Origin of the sequence: Maridesulfovibrio salexigens DSM 2638 (assembly GCF_000023445.1) — a bacterium.
Taxonomy (GTDB): domain Bacteria; phylum Desulfobacterota; class Desulfovibrionia; order Desulfovibrionales; family Desulfovibrionaceae; genus Maridesulfovibrio; species Maridesulfovibrio salexigens.
Genome location: NC_012881.1, coordinates 2598139 through 2619749, shown reverse-complemented (window position 1 = coordinate 2619749; position 21611 = coordinate 2598139). Strand labels below are relative to the sequence as shown.

Annotated in this window: 17 protein-coding genes; 11 read left to right on the top strand and 6 right to left on the bottom strand. The window is 47.3% G+C overall.

Going from position 1 to position 21611, the window contains the following annotated elements:
- The first annotated feature begins 291 nt into the window (after nucleotides 1-291).
- The 8 genes from DESAL_RS11990 to DESAL_RS11955 all read left to right on the top strand — a co-directional run bounded on the left by DESAL_RS11990 (nucleotide 292) and on the right by DESAL_RS11955 (nucleotide 11594).
- On the top strand, nucleotides 292-1233 hold the full coding sequence (locus DESAL_RS11990) for a hypothetical protein (protein ID WP_015852255.1): 942 nt from the start codon (nucleotides 292-294) through the stop codon (nucleotides 1231-1233).
- Nucleotides 1234-1263: 30 nt separating this feature from the next.
- On the top strand, nucleotides 1264-2370 hold the full coding sequence (locus tag DESAL_RS11985) for a hypothetical protein (RefSeq protein ID WP_015852254.1): 1107 nt from the start codon (nucleotides 1264-1266) through the stop codon (nucleotides 2368-2370).
- Between the two features lie 18 nt (nucleotides 2371-2388).
- Nucleotides 2389-3594, top strand: a complete 1206-nt coding sequence (locus DESAL_RS11980; RefSeq protein WP_015852253.1) for an S-layer homology domain-containing protein — start codon at nucleotides 2389-2391, stop codon at nucleotides 3592-3594.
- 14 nt (nucleotides 3595-3608) lie between these two features.
- Nucleotides 3609-4580 carry a hypothetical protein gene (locus tag DESAL_RS11975; RefSeq protein ID WP_015852252.1) on the top strand — a complete coding sequence of 324 codons (972 nt, stop codon included), beginning with the start codon at nucleotides 3609-3611 and terminating at the stop codon, nucleotides 4578-4580.
- A gap of 19 nt (nucleotides 4581-4599) precedes the next feature.
- Complete coding sequence (locus tag DESAL_RS11970; protein ID WP_015852251.1) at nucleotides 4600-6774, top strand: AsmA family protein; 2175 nt, start codon at nucleotides 4600-4602, stop codon at nucleotides 6772-6774.
- 2 nt (nucleotides 6775-6776) lie between these two features.
- Nucleotides 6777-9167 (top strand): right-handed parallel beta-helix repeat-containing protein, encoded by a 2391-nt coding sequence (locus tag DESAL_RS11965; RefSeq protein ID WP_015852250.1) that lies wholly within the window; start codon nucleotides 6777-6779, stop codon nucleotides 9165-9167.
- A complete protein-coding gene (locus DESAL_RS11960) occupies nucleotides 9154-10773 on the top strand; it encodes a SpoIID/LytB domain-containing protein (RefSeq protein ID WP_157046951.1) in 1620 nt (539 codons plus the stop codon). Before DESAL_RS11965 ends, DESAL_RS11960 begins: the two co-directional genes overlap by 14 nt.
- Nucleotides 10774-10850: 77 nt before the next feature.
- Nucleotides 10851-11594 (top strand): tetratricopeptide repeat protein, encoded by a 744-nt coding sequence (locus DESAL_RS11955; RefSeq protein ID WP_015852248.1) that lies wholly within the window; start codon nucleotides 10851-10853, stop codon nucleotides 11592-11594.
- 12 nt (nucleotides 11595-11606) lie between these two features.
- Here DESAL_RS11955 and DESAL_RS11950 read toward each other — a convergent pair whose 3' ends face one another.
- The 6 genes from DESAL_RS11950 to DESAL_RS11925 form a co-directional block, all read right to left on the bottom strand.
- Nucleotides 11607-13553, bottom strand: a complete 1947-nt coding sequence (locus tag DESAL_RS11950; RefSeq protein ID WP_015852247.1) for a PEP/pyruvate-binding domain-containing protein — start codon at nucleotides 13551-13553, stop codon at nucleotides 11607-11609.
- Nucleotides 13554-13598: 45 nt separating this feature from the next.
- On the bottom strand, nucleotides 13599-15527 hold the full coding sequence (locus DESAL_RS11945) for an ATP-binding protein (protein WP_015852246.1): 1929 nt from the start codon (nucleotides 15525-15527) through the stop codon (nucleotides 13599-13601).
- Between the two features lie 10 nt (nucleotides 15528-15537).
- The gene (locus tag DESAL_RS11940) at nucleotides 15538-16482 is read right to left on the bottom strand and encodes a phosphate/phosphite/phosphonate ABC transporter substrate-binding protein (RefSeq protein ID WP_015852245.1); all 945 of its coding nucleotides are present in this window, start codon (nucleotides 16480-16482) and stop codon (nucleotides 15538-15540) included.
- A 52-nt stretch (nucleotides 16483-16534) separates the two neighbouring features.
- Nucleotides 16535-17161 (bottom strand): hypothetical protein, encoded by a 627-nt coding sequence (locus tag DESAL_RS11935; RefSeq protein WP_015852244.1) that lies wholly within the window; start codon nucleotides 17159-17161, stop codon nucleotides 16535-16537.
- A gap of 122 nt (nucleotides 17162-17283) precedes the next feature.
- On the bottom strand, nucleotides 17284-18444 hold the full coding sequence (locus tag DESAL_RS11930) for a sulfite exporter TauE/SafE family protein (protein WP_015852243.1): 1161 nt from the start codon (nucleotides 18442-18444) through the stop codon (nucleotides 17284-17286).
- Nucleotides 18445-18618: 174 nt separating this feature from the next.
- Nucleotides 18619-19392, bottom strand: coding sequence for a DUF169 domain-containing protein (locus tag DESAL_RS11925; RefSeq protein WP_015852242.1), 774 nt, complete (start codon nucleotides 19390-19392; stop codon nucleotides 18619-18621).
- A gap of 440 nt (nucleotides 19393-19832) precedes the next feature.
- Here DESAL_RS11925 and DESAL_RS11920 point away from each other — a divergent pair, with 440 nt between their 5' ends.
- The 3 genes from DESAL_RS11920 (at nucleotide 19833) to DESAL_RS11910 (ending at nucleotide 21425) form a co-directional block, all read left to right on the top strand.
- Nucleotides 19833-20249: a MarR family winged helix-turn-helix transcriptional regulator gene (locus DESAL_RS11920; RefSeq protein WP_015852241.1), complete on the top strand. Its 417-nt coding sequence runs from the start codon at nucleotides 19833-19835 to the stop codon at nucleotides 20247-20249.
- Nucleotides 20250-20258: 9 nt separating this feature from the next.
- The gene (locus tag DESAL_RS11915) at nucleotides 20259-20594 is read left to right on the top strand and encodes a YciI family protein (RefSeq protein ID WP_015852240.1); all 336 of its coding nucleotides are present in this window, start codon (nucleotides 20259-20261) and stop codon (nucleotides 20592-20594) included.
- 78 nt (nucleotides 20595-20672) lie between these two features.
- Entirely contained in the window at nucleotides 20673-21425 is a 753-nt protein-coding gene (locus DESAL_RS11910; RefSeq protein ID WP_015852239.1) for an N-acyl homoserine lactonase family protein, read from the top strand.
- Nucleotides 21426-21611 lie beyond the last annotated feature (186 nt).

Below are 21611 nucleotides of genomic sequence, written 5' to 3'. Positions count from 1 at the left end.
ACTTTGGGCAATGTGTCTGTTGCAAGCGGATCGATATGTTGATTTATTTTTCAGTATTTCAGGGGTATTCGCAGAATAAATCCATGCGTGTACGCAACATGCACAGTAAATTTAAATTATGTTGCATAAGTTGTGTAATATAATATATTTACTAATTATAGTTGTGTTAACTTGGTTAGGATCAACCATTTCCGAAGTCGGGATAAGGGTTGAGGATTTGTTTCATAGAACCTGTCCGGGCATCGGGAATCGGGCAAAATGATGTAACCATACATTTTCAAGGAGAGTGACATGAGGAAACCAATACTGCTTCTCATAGCCATGGTCTGCTTTTTTGTGGCGCCTTCCATGGCTTTGGCTACTGATCTTCCGAGGGTTATGATTGTTGGCGAGGATGCTGATCCAGATACTGTTCCCCGCAGTTCAAGAGTTTTTAAACGGGTACTTAACGCGATTTCCAACGAGATGGTCAATCTCGGTTTCGATGTCAAAGATGAAACAGCCTTGACCCATATGACCCACGTTCAGGGTCGCACAAGACGTAACGATGCCGAGCTTATCCAGATCGCCAAGGATGCCGGTATTGATGTCCTTTGTATTTTCAGTATTTACCCCAACGCCAAGAGTAATCAGAACAGTGTCAGGGTTACCGCCCGTGTTGAAGGACGACTCCTATCAGTATGGGATGGTTCCAGAATGGGCAATTTTGAGGCCGAACCGCAGCAATATCAGCTTGTCCCCAGACCCTACAGCCGTAATGATGTTCTCGAAGCAGTCGGTAAGATGTCCAAAATCATCGGTTCAGACGTAGGTGCTGTACTTGCTGACCGACTTGACCAGTATCATCCCGAAGGCGGCAGTTATTCTGATGGTGACGGTGGCGGCTCCGGCAGTGGCGGAGGTTCCGGTATCGGTTCCAGTGGACGTCTTCTCGAATGGACTCTTATTTTTGATGGCTTCAGCGATGATGATATGCTCGACGTTGAAGATTACATTACTATCTTCACCGGTTACGATAGCCATCGTCCTAAGAGCAATGCTCTGAATACTTCTTCCCATCACGAATTGTGGTATAAGTCTTCAATTGATTCCGCACACCTGAAGCGCAACATGGTTCGCATGCTTAAAAAGCTCAACATGAAGGGACGTGTCTACATTTCCGGTAATGAAGTGAAGATCGTTAAGCAGCACCGCGTTAAGCAGCGTAGAAAGCAGAGTAACAGTGAATGGTAGGTTTTTCTGCCGCAAAAAGATGAGGTCTGTATGTCCTTAGCAAAACTGTACTCTCAAGTGGTTGCCATTTCGCTTGCAATATTACTGGCTGCCTCCACAGCATTTGCTGTGGAGGCTACCGGTGAGGGAGTTGATCGTCATCAGGCGCTTAACTCTGCTTTGCGCACTGCTGTTGAAATGCAGATCGGCACGGCTTTGGCCTCTGACTCTCTTGTTGAGTCCGGGGTGCTGGTCCGTGACGAAATAGCCAGCCACTCTAAAGGGTATATCTCTTCTTACAAGGTGTTGAGGGAAGGGGCTACTGATGACGGTTATGTCATTACTATTGATGTCGTTGTCGATAGTAAGCTTATGTATTCCGACTACACCACCCTTGCTATTCTTCAGAAAATGTCCGGCCTGCCGAGGTTGCTCATTTTCGGTTCCGGGGCCGGGTTCAATTCCGTTCCTCCCCAGTCAATGAGAGAACTTGTACACGCTGTTTCGCGTACTTTCGGAGATAAATTCCAGTTCGAAGTAATCGACTGGCCCATGTCCCGTGCTAAGTACGGTGAGATTGAAGGTTCCATGAATCTTAATAAGGCTGCCAAGTTCAACAGGCTGCTCAAGGCTGACTATGTTGTTACTGTCGATCTTGAGTTGCCGAGGGATGCCAATCCTGTAATGCATTTGACCTGCGTTAGAATTTCTGACGGACTCAAGATCGGTGAAGTGCGCAGGCCCATTGAAAAATACGTGAGCCTTTCCGGTAAGCCAGCTGAAGTCTATGGCCGAGCTGTTGAAGCCGCTGAACCTGAAGCTTACTGGGCTTCAGTAAGGATTGCGCGTGAGCTGCTTGAGCATATGGAATCTGAGTTGGATCGAGGCAAGGGTTTTCGTTACACATTGACTTTCCTTGGTTTTCCCGAACTTTCCCATATCGGTACAGCTCTTGAGGACGTTCCCGGATTTGTGCGCAAAGAAGTAAAGCGTCAGAACGGTATGAACATGGAAGTGACCTATTGGTCCACCTTGCGTGCCGAAACCTTGCTTAAGCGCGTTTCCACCGCATTGCAGAATGTAGGGGTGGAGAAATTCCAGAGTAAAATGGATGGCAGGAATTTAAAATTCCGTTGGCAGAATCCCGAAGGATTCTAATGCATGGAGGATAACCGGATGAAAAAATATTTAATATTTCTCACGGGCCTGCTTTTGATTCTCTCCCTTGCGGGATGTGGAAAAAAAGTAAAACCCATGTCTATTGAGGACAACCCGGCCCATCATTATTTGATGGGGATGGAACTGATAGATCAAGGTATGCCTGATAAGGCGTTTGTCCGTTTTGAGCGGGCAGTAGCCCTTGATGATGAATATGCGCCTGCCATTGCAGGTAAGGCTCTTGTCTACGCCATGCGTGCCGAGGCTGAAAGCGATGCTGAATACAGTGCCGTTGATGCTGAAAGGGCAATTGACCAGTTTGACAAGGCTGTGCGTGAAGCAAGGCGTGATAGATCGCAGAAATTCAGTGTCTACGTGACCGGTATTCGGGTTTACAGTCATATCGCCACCCGCGGCTGGTTGCAGAGGGCGGAAGATCTCTATGCCGATGCCAAGCTGATGCTGAAATACGTGGTTGAAGAGGATCTTCCTTACTATCGCCATACTGAAGCAGCGCATTATTTTATGGGTGAAGCCTATTTCAAGGGCGGTGAATTCCGTAAGGCCGAAGATGTTCTCGGCGTTGTTCTTTCCGCTTCTCCGGGCAAGTGGCACGATAAAGCAAATCTGCTTTACAATCGTGCCCAGAAGATTCTGCGGGCCATGAGCAATTATACCCTGACTGATGTTGCCAAGCAGATCGCGGTCAAGGAAGAAGTTGATCGTGCTGACGTTGCCGCACTGCTGGTGGATGAGCTCCATTTGGACAGACTTTTCGCCGGACGCATTCCTGTTCCCGGTGACGACAAAAAAGCCGAATTCACTCCCGCCGATGTTGTAGGGCATATGTTTGAGCCTGAAATTATGACTGTGCTTAAGTGGCATGTCCGGGGGCTTGAGCCGACTTATGACGAGCAGACCCGTGCCTACCTTTTTCATCCCAAGAAGCCCATGACCCGCAAGGAATTGGCTTTTGTGCTGGAGGATGTGCTTATTAAGCTGACAGGTGATGATTCCATGTCTACTCAGCATATGGGGCAGAAAAATTCTCTCTATCCGGACGTGGAAGCCACTGATGCCTGGTACAACGCTATTGTTACCGTGGTTAACCGCAACCTGATGGAAACCGACCTGTCCGGTGCTTTCCGTCCTGATGCCAATATGGATGGCGCTGACCTCATTCTTTCCCTGATGCGTCTGCGCAACATTATGAATATTTACTAACAGTGGAGGATAATGTGAAAAAAATATTGCTAGCCCTGACAACGGTAGTGCTTTTTGCCGGCTCCGCTGTTGCCGGGGAAAAGATTGTAGAGGTTGTGAATCAGGATGAAGTATTCCAGAAAGGGTACATTCAGGTAATAGGTGAGTCCGAGGCGGGACAGAGCCGTTACCGTGCTAAACGCGCCGCCGAAGTGGTTGCTCAAAGAAGGATGCTTGAAATATTTCAGGGATTGCGCCTGAGCGGTCAAACCACTGTTCGTGACGGGATGCTTGCAAGCGAAAAGGTCAAAACCACTGTTGACGGTACCTTGCGCGGCGCTGTTCCCTGCGGTGAATCTTTTGATCGTACTGAAGGTTATGCCCGGGTTTGTCTGCGCTTGAACCTGCACGGTCACGATTCCGTGTACAGTGCTTTTGATGAAATCATCCTCAAGGAACCCCAGGAATTAAAGATTCGTGAGATTCCTGCTTTCAAGCCTGAAAAGGTACAGGAAATAGCTTCTATTCCCATGCCGGCTATTAAGGAAAAAGAAAAGCCTGTTGTGGAAGACAAGCCTGAAGTTAAGGAAGAAGTAGCCGAGAAGGTTGATTCTGCCGTTCAAACTACTGAGCCTGCTTCAGATAAGATTCAGGAAGCTGTTGCCACCCCGGTTGACGGTATAATCGTTGACGTACGGGACTTTGATTTTAAACCAGCGCTGGTTAACCGCATCCTGACCGAAAAGAATGAAGTTCTTTTCGATCCTTCCAAGGTACTTAATCAGGTCCTGATTGAAAGAGGCTGCGGGGGTTACACAACTGATCTGCAAAAAGCGCGTGCCCTGCTTGAATCTTGGGGCAGTAAGTCTCCAATGGTGCTTAAGGGCAAGACTGTGCAGAACGTAACTGATGCTGTTGTCAGCGTTGAAGATGCGTCAACCGTATTTGCCTATGACCAGAAGTACAATCTGTTGGCACAGGCAAGGGTAGTATTCGTTCTTAAGTAATAAAAAGGCGGTGTCTGTGATGATGCACAAGAAGGGACTCCTCATTGGCGGAATTATTGCGGCCGTGATTATGGTCGGTTCCATGGTGCTTGTCAGAGTTCATTTTGTGGATGCCGCACAGAAGCTGCTTTCTGATATGACCAACATGGGGGTGGTAATGGAGGATATCGAACTCCATTATTCCCCCCTTCCTTCCCTGCGGGTTACCAACCTGCGTGTCCAGAGCGGTATGGATACTATCCGCATACCGCAACTGGAAATTTTCCCTGATATCCCCAGCCTGCTCAGCGGCGAGATTAAGCTGCGTCATGTGGTTCTCCAGGACCCGGACGTGATGGCGCAGGCTCACCGAGAGAGTGGTGATGCTTCTTCCGGTGTTCTTGAACTGCCCGCTTTATTTCCTGATAAGATTGACGTTGTTTCCGGCAGGGTGCAGCTGACGAACAGCTATCAGGCCGATCCTCTTACTGTCTCTGCAAGTGTTGAAAAGGAAAGCAGCGGCTTTGCCTTTAATGTGCGCAGTGCTTCAATTGCCGAGCTTGGGTTCAAGTTTTCCGGCCGGTTGGATATGGTTTCAACTTCTCCGTTGAAACTTAATCTTCAGGCTACGGAATGTTCAATTGATCCGGCATCCTTTTTGGGATTTTTGACCGGATTCGGTTACATGGCAAATTCCACCATTCCAGAGCTGGCCGAGGCTGGAAGGTTTGAAACTACAGATCTTGATTTTAGTATGGATAGTGCCGCAGGAACTATGGATATCAAGGCCGGGGGGCTGCTGCTTGATTCCACCAGCGGCAAGGGATTGTCTTTGCAAATGGGGCAGGGCGGAACTTTTCAGGTTACGCTTGATGAAGCTCAGGTTGATGCCGGAGAACTCTATGCAATGGCCCAGAAGAGTGAGCGTGGACGTAATGCTACCCGATCCCTGTGTGAGTCCGCCAAGCTGAAGTCCATCAAGCCGAAAGGTGCTTTGATTTTTAAGTCTCTTGCACTGCACACACCTCCCACTAGTGTCGCGAACAAAGGCTTGTCCGGTAAGATGACAGTAAGCGCCAAGGATTTGGTGTTGGTGCTGGAATCTTTGGATGGCAAGAAACAGGAACTCAGCATTTCCGAGATTGATGCCGATATCGAGCTTAAGGACGGCAAGCCCGTTGTCTCCGTGCGCAGCTTTACTGTTGCTTCTGCAACCGGAGGGACTTTTAACGCACAGGCATCATTAGCTTTCCCCATTGACATGAAGCAGCTCCAGTTCAAGGCCGAAGCTCTTGATTTTACACTCTTTGATTACAGCATTACTTGTGAGGCTGAAAAAAAAAATCCTTTGCGGACCGTGTTTGATGCTCAGTTGAGCCACAAGGAAACACAAATTTCGGCTTCCGGTTATTTTAATACCCCTCGCAATCATCTGGCTGGCTATGAGGCGCAGTTAAAATCATTGAGTGTCCGTATCCCCGAAAAGCATGATGGCGATACCGCGTCTGACGTTGTGGAAGCAAAAGATAAATTTAATTTTGAAGCATTGCTGGGCCGGGATATCAGCGGCAAGGCTGCCATTCGCCGTTTTTACTATAATGACTGGCCTTTCAGTGATGTCGCTATTTTTGTCCATTCCGGTAGCGAGCGAGCCTTGCTTAAGGCCAGCGGTAAGCTTTTTCATCTCAATTTGAATGCTGATGTGGTGTTGGCCGAGGATCAACTTGCAGCACAATGCAATGTGAAAGGACGCGGCACCAGCCTGCCCAGCCTGATTGCCTGTTTTGCAAAGGATTTGTCAGTTTCTCTACGCGGTAAAATCTATCTAAATGCGAATATGTTTATGCAGGGCAAGGATGCTGATGAGCTTGTTCAATCAGTTCGCGGAGAGGCATCTGCAAAGATTGATGATTTGCATATTTTCAACATCGCCAATTTAGACCCCAGATTGGGGTTCTTCCTTGATTTATTGGATGCGGTTTCTTTCAATCCTGAAGGCGGGGAGGGGCTTAATTTTACCACAGCGAGGTTGCGTGCGGCTTTGAGCGGAAAGAAGCTGCTTATTAATTCTTTCAATCTTAGCGGGAGGCAATTGCAGGCTTGGGGCGGGGGGGCGTATTCTATTGCCGACAAGCATTTGCAATTGGAGGGGAAGGTTCGTTCCGTTCTTGGTACGGTCAATTCCTTTAACGTAGACAGGAAGTTGAAGTCATAGCCATGATTAACAAGCACAGTTCCTTAATCTTTTTGTTGCTGGCAGCAATTCTGCTGGGTGGTTGTTTTACCAAGAAGACCACTCAAGCCGTACAGTATACCGAGGAAGAGGCCATTCCGTATAAGATAGCGGTGTTGCCTGCTGAGTACATCAAACATGCTGAGAACTCCACAGAACATAAATCCGTTCTTGTGCTTGATGATGATCGTTTGTTTGTTGCGGATATTACCCGTGCTGCAATCACTAATCAGTTGGCCGGTAAGGGCTTTATGCCCTTGCAGAAGGATGTGGTGGATAACACCCTCGCTGAACTGGGCAGAGATGACGGCTGGCGTAAGATGAGTGATGTGGAGCTTTGTAAGCAGCTTAATGCGGACGGCATCGTAAAGACGGATATTTACAGTGCGGATATGATCAAGGCTGTGGCTTTTGATCTTTTTCAGCTGGATGCGGAAGTTATGATGTATAACGCTGCCGGAACTCTGGTCGGTAAATGGCGCGACAGTGCCTCAAAGCGCAGGATTTCCGTCCCTACCGGGGTGATAGGTCTTGCCGGGACCATTGTGGAGGAAGTCTTTTCCGATCCTATCAGGCGCCAGATGCGTATGGTTGTTTATGATTGGGCATGGAATATGGCGCAAGTACTGCCGGATTGTCCCAAGGGGCCCAAGCTTCCGGAGGTTATCGCAGTTGATACCAACGTGGATAATCTGCTTTTCGGCGTAGGGCGGAGGGTAGCGGTACGTGTTGATGCTGAGCCGGGTTTGAAGTGTTCTTTCAGTATTGGTGATTTCAAGAAAGATATACCGCTGCCGCAGGTTTCGCAGGGAGTTTACGAAGGCTTTTATGTTGTCGCTGAGGGAGATAAAGCTGCTAATGAACCTTTGATGGTTAAAATGCGTAAGGCTAACGGTGTGGACAGGCTTTGGATTGAATCCGGTTCACTTATCTCCCTTGATGGCGTGCTTCCCCCGATTTTGGAAACAATAGAATATCAGACCGGGCGTGACGGAGTTAAGCTTAGCTGGCTGGTCCCTTCTGCCACTGATCTCGAAGAATTTGTTGTTGAAAAGGGAAATGATCCGGTTGGTGAATTTGAAACTGTTGCCCGGATTAAGACTCCTGAATTTGTTGATACTGATGTGATGCAGGGAACAGCTGTGTTTTATCGGGTACGCATCAAGGATAAAGCTGGAAACCTCTCTCCCCTAAATGGAATTCATAAGGTTGTCATGCCCCAGTTTGATGAGCGTGAGCTTTTCGGTGAACTGAGCGGAATGTTGGTTAAGGGCAATTACCGCATCGGATTTCCGGTGACGGTTCCTGAAGGCTCTAAATTTACCATTCAGTCAGGGACGAAGATACGTTTTGATAACAAGGGCCGAATTGATGTCTTCGGCGAATTAGAATCCATTGGTGATATCAGTGCTCCTGTGCGTCTGGAATCTAATTCCACTTTGGGTATAAAAGTTATGTCCGGTGGCAAGGCTTTGTTCTCCCAGTGTGAATTCAGCGGGTTCAGCAAGGCGGTCACTTCTGCCGGCGGATATACTGAAATCCGCTCCTCTTCATTCGGTGGTGGAGAATATGCTGTTGCGGTGACTGAAACAGGTAATTACGATTTCAAGGGATTACGTGTTTCCGGAGCGCGGCAGGGGTTGGTGCTCAGTGCCGGGAACGGTTCCGTGGTCCGTTCAAGTATAACCAATTGTACGCAGGGAATTTATTTCAAAGGTGGAAGTGTAGAGATCAAGGACAACAATATTTTTGATAATGAGCGCAATATCGTAGCCGCAGGCAAGCTTGTGGTCAGTGGCAATTATTTCGGATCGGCTTCGATTGAGAAATTGAAGCTGGAGGGGGATGTTCTTGTAAAATCGATCCTTGATGCACCGTACCCGCATGGGCGCAAGGTAGTGCTTATTGACGATAAGGAAATCACCCCGGAATTGCGTGAGCAAAAATTTGCCGAACTTAAGACATTGGGAGTGAATGCATTTCATAGCCAGCATTACGGAGATGCTTATCAGGCTTTGATTCAGGCGGTTAAGATGAAGGATGACCGTGATATCTACCTTTATCTTTCCTACACCTTGTTGGCTCTGGGAGATGATGTGGCCTTATCCGAAATTTTGGATGAAGGTATTTCAAAGTTTCCCTATGATGTTCGGCTGCACCAGCTCAATGTGCGCTATCTTTTGAATAAGGGTGATATCAAGCAGGCAAGGCAAGTCTTGGAAAAAGCGTTACTGCTCAGTCCGGCGGACAGCAACCTGCTTTATATGAAGGATTACCTTGATCATCTTGCGGTCCCGACTGAGTCCGCACCGACCGATAATGACGAAGAAAAAGCAAGCGAAGATAAAATTAAGGATAAAAATGATGAAAAATAAGTTCAGTATACTTCATAACGTTTTTTTTCTGGTTCTGTTTTTGATGCTTTTGCTCCCGGCGAGTGCTCAGGCCCGCAAGTATTCTCCGATTGAGCTGGAAGATCAGGCTCAGGCACAATGGCACATTAATTATGCCAGCTATCTAATTGATATCGGAAAGTATTTTGAAGCTCTTGAGCAATACGATACCGCTGTGGATTATTCTCCGGTGGCTAAGACCAGGGTTAATGCCATGTTCGGTAAGGCAATGGTATTATCCACATTTCTTGATGCGCCGGAAAAGGCTGCTGATGTTTATCGTATGGTGGGCCGCAATTACCCGGATTATGCTGATACCGCGCTTTATCGTCTTGGATTTCTATATTACCAGATGGACAGGTATGATCGGGCCAATTCTGTTTTCAGGCAGTATCTTCGTTATTTTCCCAAGGGTAAATTCAAGTATCAGGCTGAGGCAGTAATCTCTTCCATGCAGGCTAAGCAGGAGCAGAAGGTTGAACAGAAACCGGAACAAAAGCCTGAAGAGAAGCCCGGTGAGAAAATACCTTCCAAGATCGGCAAGGAGCCGACACTGCGCGTGTGTTTAAGCCGCAAGGTTACGTCCATGATCGTTACCACCGGAACGGGCAAGGATAAAATTTGTACTGATGAACTGGGCTGTGGACGGAAATATAAGGTTGGTATTTCCGGTAATAAGCTGACTCTTGACGGCAAAGTGGTCAGTGCTACGAGGATTAAGTTTAAGTCTAACGGCTCACTTAAAGTCAGTTACGGCTCAGAAACCAAGAAGGTGCGCGGAATTATCGATGTCAGTATTCGCAAGGGTAAATTGCTGATCCTTAATCTTATCGAGATAGAAGATTATTTGCGCTCAGTGGTTCCGGCTGAATCATACGCTTCATGGCCTGCCGAGACTTTGAAAGCTCAGGCCGTTGCAGCAAGGACTTATGCCTATTACCAGAAGAAGCATCGCACCCATTTGTTTTATGATGTTTATGCCGACACCTACGATCAGATGTACGGCGGGGTTGATCGTGAGGATAAACGTACCGACAAGGCGGTGAAACAGACCAGCGGTCAGGTTATGCTTTACAAGGAAAAACCTATTCTTTCCCAGTATACTGCAAACAGCGGTGGCTTTACTGCAGATGCCAAGGCTATCTTCGGTGCTGGTAAGGATTACCTTATTGCCCAGAAAGACTCGGCCAGCCTGAAGGGTAAGATGGCTTCATGGACCAAGAAATACAGCAGTAAGGATATTGAAGCCAAGCTTAAGAAAATCGGGATCTCCGTTCCGGGTATTCGTTCCATAAAAGCCCTTGAGAAGGGGCCTTCCGGACGGATTGTAAAGGTACGAATTAAATACAAATCCGGTTCCCGGGATTTGCGGACACGGACGACTCTTGGCAGCTCACGTGTTCTTAAGTTGCCTGATATTCTCCTGCAGATTGACAAGACCGGAGATTATTATACATTCAAAGGCCGTGGTTGGGGTCATGGTGTAGGATATTCGCAGTGGGGAGCTGCGGAATTGGGTAAAACCAAGAAATACGATCACATTTTGAAATTTTACTATCCGGGTAGCAGTATCAAGCAGCTTTGGTAATGCTGAAGTTTTGCTCTGCGATGTTGTTTCGTAAAATGAATTATGTTTACGGTTACTCTGGTAGATAAAGGCCCTTAATGAACAGAACAGAGAGAATTATCTGGCTGGTATGCGTTATTTTGACCCTGACCGTGATGATCGGCATCATTGAATGCCGCGCAGATACGGTTTCACAGACTTCCCTTGAATCAGAAGTGTCATGTGGCAGGATGGGGCAGGAATTGATTGACCGCGGTGATTATGAACTTGCGGTTTCCAGCCTAGAACAAAGTTTGAAGAATCACCCCCGCTCGGACTGGCTTTACAGCCTGCTCGGGCGGGCTTATTTTAAGATGGGTGATCTGGAACTGGCTGAGGCCCAGTTTCGTAAGGCTTTGGATATCAACAAAAATAATCCTGTGGCTAAGCGTATGGTTCTTGAAATGCGTAAGACACAGGATTTATTGCGTGATCGTGACTTCTACGAATGGATAAACATAGCCAAGGAAAGGGCCGCCGACCTTGTAACGCTGGTTATAGGTGTCTGGCTGGGTACGCTTCTTTCCGGTATTTCAGGCCGTTTTTATTCCCATTTTGTACGGACCAATTTCCGTAAGGCACTAGCCAAGAAAGATTTTGATTACGTTACTGATATTCTGGAAGATTTGCAGATAAAACGAGAAAAAGCGCAGCTACGCATGCGTTTGCGTGAGCTTCTTAAAGAGTATGATCTTGAAGAAGCTAAAGAGATGATCATCGAATATGTGGATGATCGTGAAATTGAAGATAAACTGGTCCATTTTCTGGTCCAGATTCATAAGAAATCTCAGGCTAAAAGCTGAGCTGAGAGTCTATTACCCCAGCCCAGAAATAAACCTTGCCGCTACCTGATCGGCGTTTTCTCCTTCTTTGACTACCGGATAATGAGTGCCGATGTGGGCTATTAAATGTCCTGTCGTTGCCAGCAATTTTTGAATTTCCGGTTCCCTGCCTCCCTTAAATCTGGCTTCAATCATATCTCCTTGATGATTTGTTTTAAATCCTTGTGATTTCAAGGTGGTAGCAATGAACCTGATCCGCGCAATGCGTTGTTCCGGGCTTCCGCTGCCGCCTTTGAAACGGAAATGGATATGGTTGGACTGTGCATCGGGATCGCATACAGCATCCACTTCAGTCAGATCTTTTTCCGATTTCAAAGTGATATTCATGTAGGTTCTTGAAAGGATGGCGTAGCCTTCAATACTGTTATCCCCATCCCAGCCTGCGCGGTCTGCGCCAAGACCGAACCAGAGAGCCCACATGGGTGCGGATTTGATGTCATCCGGTGAAATATCCATTTTTCCGGCTGCAGTACTGAACAGGCCGTCCGCAAGGTTGAGCACGGTTACGGAGATGGGCTGGCGTGCCTTCAGATGTTTTGCGCCATCAATACCCAATCCCTTTTTACTTACCAGCGAGAACATTTCCTCAATTCCTTTTTCATTGGCGAAGCGCACCAGATCGTACATGGAGCGGCTTTTTTCCGGAAGGAACATTTCCGTATTGCGTGGTGATATGTTCAAGTTGGCGATGTAAGAAAGGGCCTGCTTGATACGTACTGTCTCTTTTTCCCCTTGAAATGGGTAGGAACGGGCTGATGTGATCATAACCCTGTTACGCAGGTCCGTGATCCAGTAGCACTTTTGCGGAGTATCGAATAATTCCTCTGCCTTTTTACCCAGAGCAGCGATTGTCTTTGCCGAGTGAGTGGATAGCGGGGATTTTTCCGGTCGGGAGATAATCCTCTGCTTTTCACGTCTGGAGAGCAGGAAAGGCGTAGTGGAGTTGTGGCTGAAAATTGCAGAACAACCGTTTTCCCGGTCTTTGGGCGGCAGATCGGATGATTCGTGCAGGGTTTCGATAACCCCGGAATCATGGACATCCTTCATGGGCTGGATGATTACTGAAGCAGGGCTTTCACGGTCTGCATAACCGGATTCAATACGGGCCCTTATGGATTCAGCAGAAAATTTGCAGGTAACCGCCTTTTTCCAAGCCTCGACAATGTCCTGTACCGGAACAGGGGAGATGGTGCACCAGCTTTCGGGCAGGGCATAGAGGCTTCCTTCCGGGGTAGAGGATGCGGTCAGGCTAAGATTGCCGCTTCCGCGTGAAGTTTCAAGGGCGGCAATTTCAATTTCAGTGGCAATTGTTTCCGGCATTACGCCCTGCATAAAGCGATCAATGATGGTCCGGGAAATGATACTCAGGTCTGCAATTCCTGTTGTTACCGCTGATTCCAGAATTTCATCAATGGCAATGCGCAGGTTGTTGGCTTCAATGAAGTAATTGTAAACATCGGAGCCGATGACCATACCGTCCAGAACAGGCACTCCTGCCTGTTTCAGCCGAGCGAGGTCGGCGGCACAGGCTCCGGCTTTGAATTCATAATCGATTGCATCTTCAAGGGGAAAGGTAAATGGCTTTGAAATTTCAGGATCAGGTACGGTTACAGCCATGCGTACATAGAAATTGATCTTGTTGTAATAGTCCATGATGTCCATGAAGCGCACAGGGTTCATGTCCTGCAAATGCTCAAGCATGATTCGGATATTGATACCCAGATCAGCGGCCTGTTTTTCCACGTAGGCCCAGTCGGTAACGGTCTGCCCGAAGCCGATATCCTCGATATGCGAGATGGCTTTAAGGCACTCTTCTTCAAGCTCCATGAGCTTCTTAAAAGAGTTGTACCTGCGTCTGAGCAACCGTCCGGGGGGGAAAGTCTCGTAAGTCCAATGGCTGAATACGTGTCGGAATTTCATAGTAGTGAATCATATCACAAGTAGTTGTATTTATAAAACCCTAAGTTACTCTTCAGAGAGTTCATCAAGGGGTAAAATCACTTCAAACAAAGTGCCGGGACCTGTGTTTTCGGGCAACTCAAGTTTGCGGCGCAAGACTCGTGGAAGAGGGCTGACGGCTTTAATGGTGCCGCCGTGGTCTTTAATAATCCCGAAAGAGACGGAAAGGCCTAATCCTGTACCTTTGCCCACAGGTTTAGTGGAGTAGAAGGGGTCGAAAATGGCATTTATATTTTTCGGCTCAACTCCATGGCCGCTGTCGGCGAAGACTGCAGTGATGGTCATGGAATCAGTATCAAGCTTAGTTGATATGTGAATGCGTCCTTTCTCATCAATTGCTTCCAGTGCATTGGAAAGCAGGTTCAGCCAGACCTGTTTCAGCTTTTCGGGGTCCCCGTGAATTATGGGGAAACGGTCATCAAGATCGGTTGAAATTTCTACCTGTTCCAATTTGAAAGTGTGACTGACCAACTGCACGACCTCAAGAATGGAATTGTTGAAGCACATGGTTATTTTTTCACTTTCATTCTGGCGGGAAAATCCAAGCAGGTCGGCAACAATTTTACGGCAAACCCGTGCTTGTTTCTCTATAATCTCAAGGTCTTTGGATATTTGGTCGTCAGGTTTGAAATCTTCCTTCAGCAGTTGGGCATAGCCGAGGATAATACCGAGTGGAGTGTTGATTTCATGAGCTACCCCCCCGGCTAGTTTGCCAATTGATTCCATCTTCTGTGATTGAATCAATTGCGCCTGATAATTTTTGAGCTCGGTGATTTCACGGGCAGTGGAGAGTACACCGATAATGTTGTTGCTTTGACCGTGAACCGGAACGCGGATTGTGTGGAACCAGCGTGCCGGAGATTCGTCCGTTTCCGGTTCGCGAGTTTCTTTATTTACAGTGCGTCCTGTTTCAAGGACCATGCGGGCTTCTTCCATGCGCGCTGCTGCGATTTCTTCCGGGTATAGTTCCTGATCTGTCAGCCCTATGATGTCCTCTTCTGTGTGTCCCAAATGCTCGGCATAACTCTTGTTTACAGCAAGATAGGTCAGTTGCGGTCCCAGCAGAGAAACAAAGTCCGGTGAAACATTGATGATGGTTTTGAGCAGTTCCTTCTGTCTGGTTAGGTCTGCTTCAGTTATCTGAAGGTCTTCAATATGGCAGGCAAGGCTCATGCCCATTGCATCGAAGGTGTCGGTCAATTCTTGAATTTCATCCCCTTTCGGTGCGTGGGTTATGGCGCGTTTAAACCTGTCAGTGAATTTTACTGCCTTGCTGTCTTCTTTACGCAGGCTGGGTCCAAGGTGGGTGGCAACAATATCTTCTGCATGTTTTTGCAGTGAACCGAGGCGGAATGTTAAATGACGGGCAAATTGGGTAGAGATAAGTACCGCAAGCAGAAGGACCGCTCCGGTCAAGGCAAAAATAGCGAAAATAAGGTTTTGGACTACGGCATGGATTCCACTTCGTGAAAGGCCGATACGGACGGTTCCAAGCTTTTTGTCGCTGAGAAAAATAGGAGCGGCAAAGTCAAAAATACGTTTTTTGCCAGTATCAACGGTAACTACGCTGATTTTGTTATCTTTACCTTTATTTGCATCCTTAAGTTGGCTTGGAAAGCCTTCATTGAAGGTGTTAGCAAGCACACGGTTCTGATTATCCATGATAAAAGCGTAAACGATTTCATCATCGGCCCTTTTCAGCTCGTTAACCATAGAACCAAGGTTCAGCAAATCTACTGAAAGCAAAGGGTTTTCAGCACGCATAGCCAGATTACCGGCCAGAACTTCACCTCGTTTACGGGATTGCTCAATGAGCGCATCAGAGGACATTCGGATGACGAAAATTGCAATAATCAGTGAGGTAAAGGCAACAATTAAGGTCAGTCCGAGATTGATCTTTGTCCGGAATTTAAGCCGGGAGAAAATTTCTATCATTTTAGCCTCCCTATTGTCCGTAATCAATGTTCAGTCCTAATTCTTCCGTAAGCGTCCTTACCGAATCGTAATCGCTGTCCTGAGCAGGAATAATGCCTCTCATCCCTGCCTGATATAGAATAGCGGCCTGTTCCGGATTATCCATAGACATACGGAACATGCAGTATTTGATTTTATCGACGACTTTTTCGGATAAGCCTTTGCGGGCGGCATAAACCCAGCCCGGAAAAGGCTCGGTTTCCGCAACTATTCTGATCTTATCTATATTAATTTTATCGCGAACGACGTTAAGTGTTCCTTCACGGATTGATGCAAAATCGTATTTACCGGCGTAGACCGCGAGGACCGCTTTTTCCTGTTTACCGCCCGGTCCGGGGGCAAATGAGATTTCCTTGAAATCAGATTCCTTGATTCCGTTTTTCAGAAAAAGGCCCAATGGAAAAAGATAGCCGCCCGCAGATAGAGGGTCTACGGCGATCCATGTTTTTCCGATGCAGTCTTTGAGTCTTGTGATGGCCCGATTGTCCTTGCGGGTAATGATCTGTCCCCTGAATGTAGGGCTGCCGGAAGGTTCGATGATCCGCGCAAAGGCCCGTGCACCGTTTTGGGCGATGCTTACGTAGGTCATGGGGTTGGAGAAGGAAATATCGATTTCACCGTCTTTGACCATGCGGCGATGTTCTTCAAATGTATCCGGGAAGACCTGACGAATAGTAAACCCGGATTCGCGGGAAAGGTAGTCGATGAGTTTGCTGTGCCTTAAATATGAAACGCGGTGTGAATACTGGGGGAGGTAGGCATAGGTTATAGCCGGACGGGGTTCCGGTACGCGCACTTCCTCGCGGATGGACATGTCCACGCGCACAACTTTTTCTTCAGGCTGTGATCCGAAAAAGTATATTGCTGCTCCAGCCAACAGGAAAATTGCCGGAAGGGTGTATTTGAGCTTGAACATGAATTCTCCCTCGAGAGAGGAGCGCCTTTCCCGGTGAGAATTCTGTTCATGATTAGGCCCTGCTTTCAAGACTGCTACCGTCTACAGTTTCCTTGTTTTCTTCAGGAATCTGCGCAAGTTCGTCCCATGAAGTGAGTTCTCCGGCTTTTTTTGCGTCTTCCGCTCTCAAGTCGTCAATCTTTTTGAGTACAGGTATAAATGGTCTTATCTTGGAGAAACCGTAGCGTACAATAATATAAGATAAAATAAAAACGAAAGGATAGCCGAGTGAAAATTTGGTAAAGGGCACGGTGTGGATATCGATACCGGAGAATCTGGTTTGCAGCCAGGCCATGGCAAAAGGTACGGGCCAGAGTGAAACAGCAAAGAGTGCAGCATGGGAAAAGAAGACTTTGCCGAAATATTCATTTGCCCATTTGTTGGCAGACTTGAAGGTGTCTTTTTGTTTGTGACGGATCGCTTCAATGGAAATGTTGTTCATGCGGGTCATTTCGCGGTTCAAGTCAGTGTAGTATTCCCTGTTCCAGATGTAGATCAGGCTCATGGAGATTTCTCCGATGAGAGTACACCACAAAGCTACTACCGCAGTACCAAGCCAAAAAGCCGCAAGGGCAGGTAAGCCAATGCGGTAGGGTGCGATAAGCAGGCTGTCTATGATGGGATAAATTGACTCAAACATCTTTACTCCGGTCTAGCTTACAAAAAGGCGAAGCCCTATTAAAAAGTTTTGAAGGGATGGGGTCTGGGGAAGGGAGACTTTTTCAAAAGTTTCCCTTCCCCAGCCGCCGGAGGCATCGTTAATTAGAACGGAGGCAGGAGGCTGTAGCCGAGGAATCCCTTAGATGAGTAACGGATACCTACGTACAGAGCCAGTACGACGAAGAGTCGCTTAAGCCATACGTCCGGAATGTACTTGGAAGTACGGGGGCCGATAAAGGAACCCACGAGGATACCGAGGAGTTCAACACCGATAAGGGGCCAGAACACGGGGGTATCTTTAACAACCATGTAGGTAAAGACGGAGGTGGTCATACCTACGAGTACGGCCAGTGCGGAGGTACCTGCAACGAGGTACATGGGCAGGCCTGCAACACTGGTCAGGAAGGGCACGAGCAGGAATCCGCCGCCCACGCCGAGGAAGGAAGCAAGTGCTGCGATGATGAAACCACCGACTACGGGAATGAGGGGGTTGAAGGAGAACTCAACGCCGTAGAAGGTGAATACGCACTTGGTCAGGGAGAAGTTGACAACCTTAACACCCATGGCTGCAGTATCAACTTTTGCACCTTCTTTTTCTTCTTTGATGGAAGCTTCGAATGCCTTTGCTGCTTCTTTAGCCTGCTTTTTGCCTGCCTGTCCTTTGGGAGTGGTTTCGTAGAACAGGTAGCAACCAAGAGCGAGAACAAAGAGACCGAAGAATCCGATGTAGGATTTCAGGGAGATTTTACCGGCTGTCAGCCAAGGTACGAGGTAAGAACCGGCGATGGAACCTGCTGCAAGGGAAAGACCCAGCGGCAGAACGAGGCGTCCCATCTTGTAGTAGTTAAAGGAGGACATTGCCGCGGAAGTACCAACCAGCCACTGGTTAGATACGCGGATGGAGTCGGTTACCAGCTTGTTCATGACCGGAGAGGTCTTCTTGAAGGTAGATGCGTAGTTACCGAAACCGTAAATGGTGATGTGACCGACACCGGCCATGATACCGCCGAATGCGCCAACGGTGGAGAAAATCCAACCTACCCAGATCGCCCATACGAAGCCGATTACGAGGTTAACGCTGGGACCGCCGGGAATTCCAAGAAAGCCGGGAGCGAGTTCGGTGTTGATCTGGCCTGCTTCAGCACCTTTGGGTGTAGCGCTGATGGCGTCTGCGAGGCGGTCTGCAAAGGCGGGCTGGATATAGGCCACCACTGCCAGTGCCGCGAGAGCCATGATCAAAAGGCTTTTGCGTGATTTAAACATAGTGTATCTCCTTGATCGAAAGTTGGTTTTGCTGTGTCTGCTTTCTGCTTCCTTACCGGCTGTTGCAGCAGCCGGAGACCCTATCAGATTCAGATTGAACAGGAACAGCGCCTTCATTCCTATTTGTGCTATCCCCGGGCATTGCAGTGTCCGGGGATAGCTTTTTTGCTTTTACTATTTTTCTTTCTTGAAAATAATCAGAGGACAGTTCTTGCAGACATCCTGACCGGGGAAGCCGTCGCCGGGTTTGGTGATGGCGGAACTTGCGATTTCCATGCGGTCCATCAGTCTCTGAACCATTTTTTTGAACTTGGTGCCGGGAATCATAACGTTGATTTCACCGCGTTCAGTTTTACCGGCGTTGTAGCTGCCGGAACAAGCCGGAACCATGTTGAATTCCTGCTCATTGTAGGTGAATACGCAGCCTGCGCAAGCAGAGGAGTTCATGGTGATATTGGGGCGCAGGGGATGGGTGTCGGTAGCAGCAGCGTAGTCTACTGCAAAGTGGTAAGCCTGCATGTTGTCGCAGTAAAAGTGAACTACATCAGGTTCGAAGATGCCATCGATAGAGCCAAGGGGTGCAACAGCGATACCGATAAGTCCTTCTTTGATGCGGGGCTTGCTGAGTACGAATTTTTCAGCCTGCTCCATATCTACAACATACTTGGAATGGCCCTTGATCTCGCCTTCATCCAGTTCTTTCCATGCGAAAGCGTACTTTGCGTTGCCGCAACCAAGACCCTCAACATCGGAGTATACGGTCTGGCCTTTCATGCGGGCTGCGATTTCCCACTGACAGAAGGTCATGGGCTTGAGGGGAACGTGGAAATCAGCTTTTTCCTTGAATGCGTCCACTTCAGCCTGATCGAAGAAATATTTAACGGCTACAGGGTAATGATAAAGTCTCATTTCCTTCATCAGCAGTTCTTGGATCTCTTTGTAAGTCATAGTGACCTCCTCACTTCCTTCTTTTATTTAGGTTTAAATAATGATTGTGCTGTGATTGTTCGTTGATTTCTCAACTTACACTCTTTTTATGGCCCTGTGAAAAAATAAACAAACTTTTTTGGGATAAAGAAAAAAATAACATTTTTTCACATTAAGACTCACTTGAAGTACATGTGTTTGAACAAAATATCGTGAAAAAAATAACAATGTATTTAATAAAAATATTAATTTCAGAGTATTGTAGGTATTTGTTCTGATTTATGCTTTTTGTCTTAAAGTTAGTTTTAAATATATTTTAAGACACCTCTTCTTAAGTTGTTTATATTTTCACGTGATTCCTGAGGGTGTTTTACCGGTCTTGTGAAAACATTTAGTTGACAAAGAAACTAAAAATGCGCGATTTAAATGAAAGGTTGACTAGGAAACTAAATGGAGAAGTAATGTCATACGCTAATAAAATGGTGATCGAGTTGCTCCGTCTGGGAGCTTATCTGCAGCGGGAGGGTGCTCGTGTTACCCGTGAGTTCGGTTTGGCGCAGCAGCAATTTGTAGTGCTGGTAGCTGTCAAAGAGCAGGGACCTGTTTCGCAAAAGGCGATTCTTTCGGATTTACTCTATGAGAAGTCGAACGTATCTAAATCTATTGCGCGCCTTTCCGCTCTTGGTTTGATCCAAACTTCCAGATCCGTGGATGATTCCCGTGTCGTCCTGTGTGAGGTGACAGAAGAAGGCCGGGATGTTGTTGAGCGATGTATGGTTAAGATGAAAGCATTAAATGAAAAATGGCTGCAACATATTCCAGAATATGAACTGAGGCAGGTGGTTAAGGTTTTAGGTGCCATCCGCCCCATGGAATAAGGAGGAATTATGAAGTGGGTTCTCTTGGCGTTTCTGGTGATGTTTTCAGTAACCCCGGCATTTGGAGGCGATATGGAAAATGATTCGAAGGGAACGTTCGTCTATTACTATTTAATGGAAGGCAACCCGGATGCAATCGGCAAGGCAGTGCCTGCACATGTGGAATACTGGAAGACCTGCAATCTGGCAGGATTTCGGGGAGGGCCGTTTGCAGATGGCTCCGGCGGCATGATTATTTTTGAAACTGAAGATGATGGTTCGGCTGCTGAAATTATTGCTGGCGATCCCTTTGTCATCGAGGGATTCATTTCCGAGTCACGTTTAAAGCAATGGATACCGAAGTAAATCAGTGCTATGTTGCAGCCATCATTAATATAATAAAAGCAGCATCAGGCGGATAGCTGTCCGGGTAAGGAGCTGACAATGTCCAAATACAGAATTCACCCCATCGTTGTGGGTACCAAGAGATTTGACAAAGGTATGATGACCTATCAACATGACTACGGTCAGCCATACATCATTCCCATATATAGCTGGTATTTGGAGGGTGGCGATAAGAAGATTCTTGTAGATACCGGCGAAATGCAGCCCATTATTTCCGAGGACCGAGAAGCTGATCTTGGTGGCAAAATACATACTTTCGAAGACGGACTGGCAAAGTTCGGACTCAAACCTGAAGATATCGATATTGTTATTCATACCCATCTGCATAATGACCATTGCGAGAACGATTACAAATGCACCAATGCAAAATTTTATGTGCATAGAAAGGAACTTGATCACGTGCACGATCCGCATCCATTGGATTTCCGCTATCTGGAAGATTACGTGGAGGATGTGGAGGAGGCCGGACAGGTGGTCGCTGTTGACGGCGATTACGAAGTGGCTCCCGGCATCCGCATGATACATACCCCGGTACATACACCGGGCGGAATGACTGTTATGATTGATACCGCAGGCGGACTGGCTGCCATTACCGGGTTCTGCGTGATTATGGAGAACTTCAACCCTCCGCCGGAAATACGGGGCATGGAGATGGAAGTTATTCCTCCGGGGACTTCGGTTAATACCTATAAAGCTTATGACATCATGCTGCAGGTCAAAGAAATGGCCGATATTCTTATTCCGCTGCATGAGCCAGCTTTTGCCAAGGTTGATGTGGTGGAAGGTACTTAAGAGTGCGCTGCAATGATTCTGCAATTAAATTGTGGGTGCATTATTTGCGTAAAAACGATTTTCGGTGAACTTGTTGCAGGTTAATCGCTAATATCTCATGTGTTATTTTGAATCGTGAAATTGCAAACGGTTGTGGTTACGAGGTTTTTAAAAGGGAACTGGTAATTCATGCTGAAATAATTTAGG

What these genes read in the sequence shown, in the direction of transcription:
- DESAL_RS11990 (WP_015852255.1), top strand. Translation starts at nt 292, where the DNA reads ATGAGGAAACCAATACTGCTTCTCATAGCCATGGTCTGCTTTTTTGTG.
- DESAL_RS11985 (WP_015852254.1), top strand. Translation starts at nt 1,264, where the DNA reads ATGTCCTTAGCAAAACTGTACTCTCAAGTGGTTGCCATTTCGCTTGCA.
- DESAL_RS11980 (WP_015852253.1), top strand. Translation starts at nt 2,389, where the DNA reads ATGAAAAAATATTTAATATTTCTCACGGGCCTGCTTTTGATTCTCTCC.
- DESAL_RS11970 (WP_015852251.1), top strand. Translation starts at nt 4,600, where the DNA reads ATGATGCACAAGAAGGGACTCCTCATTGGCGGAATTATTGCGGCCGTG.
- DESAL_RS11965 (WP_015852250.1), top strand. Translation starts at nt 6,777, where the DNA reads ATGATTAACAAGCACAGTTCCTTAATCTTTTTGTTGCTGGCAGCAATT.
- DESAL_RS11960 (WP_157046951.1), top strand. Translation starts at nt 9,154, where the DNA reads ATGATGAAAAATAAGTTCAGTATACTTCATAACGTTTTTTTTCTGGTT.
- DESAL_RS11955 (WP_015852248.1), top strand. Translation starts at nt 10,851, where the DNA reads ATGAACAGAACAGAGAGAATTATCTGGCTGGTATGCGTTATTTTGACC.
- DESAL_RS11950 (WP_015852247.1), bottom strand. Translation starts at nt 13,553, where the DNA reads ATGAAATTCCGACACGTATTCAGCCATTGGACTTACGAGACTTTCCCC.
- DESAL_RS11945 (WP_015852246.1), bottom strand. Translation starts at nt 15,527, where the DNA reads ATGATAGAAATTTTCTCCCGGCTTAAATTCCGGACAAAGATCAATCTC.
- DESAL_RS11940 (WP_015852245.1), bottom strand. Translation starts at nt 16,482, where the DNA reads ATGTTCAAGCTCAAATACACCCTTCCGGCAATTTTCCTGTTGGCTGGA.
- DESAL_RS11935 (WP_015852244.1), bottom strand. Translation starts at nt 17,161, where the DNA reads ATGTTTGAGTCAATTTATCCCATCATAGACAGCCTGCTTATCGCACCC.
- DESAL_RS11930 (WP_015852243.1), bottom strand. Translation starts at nt 18,444, where the DNA reads ATGTTTAAATCACGCAAAAGCCTTTTGATCATGGCTCTCGCGGCACTG.
- DESAL_RS11925 (WP_015852242.1), bottom strand. Translation starts at nt 19,392, where the DNA reads ATGACTTACAAAGAGATCCAAGAACTGCTGATGAAGGAAATGAGACTT.
- DESAL_RS11920 (WP_015852241.1), top strand. Translation starts at nt 19,833, where the DNA reads ATGTCATACGCTAATAAAATGGTGATCGAGTTGCTCCGTCTGGGAGCT.
- DESAL_RS11915 (WP_015852240.1), top strand. Translation starts at nt 20,259, where the DNA reads ATGAAGTGGGTTCTCTTGGCGTTTCTGGTGATGTTTTCAGTAACCCCG.
- DESAL_RS11910 (WP_015852239.1), top strand. Translation starts at nt 20,673, where the DNA reads ATGTCCAAATACAGAATTCACCCCATCGTTGTGGGTACCAAGAGATTT.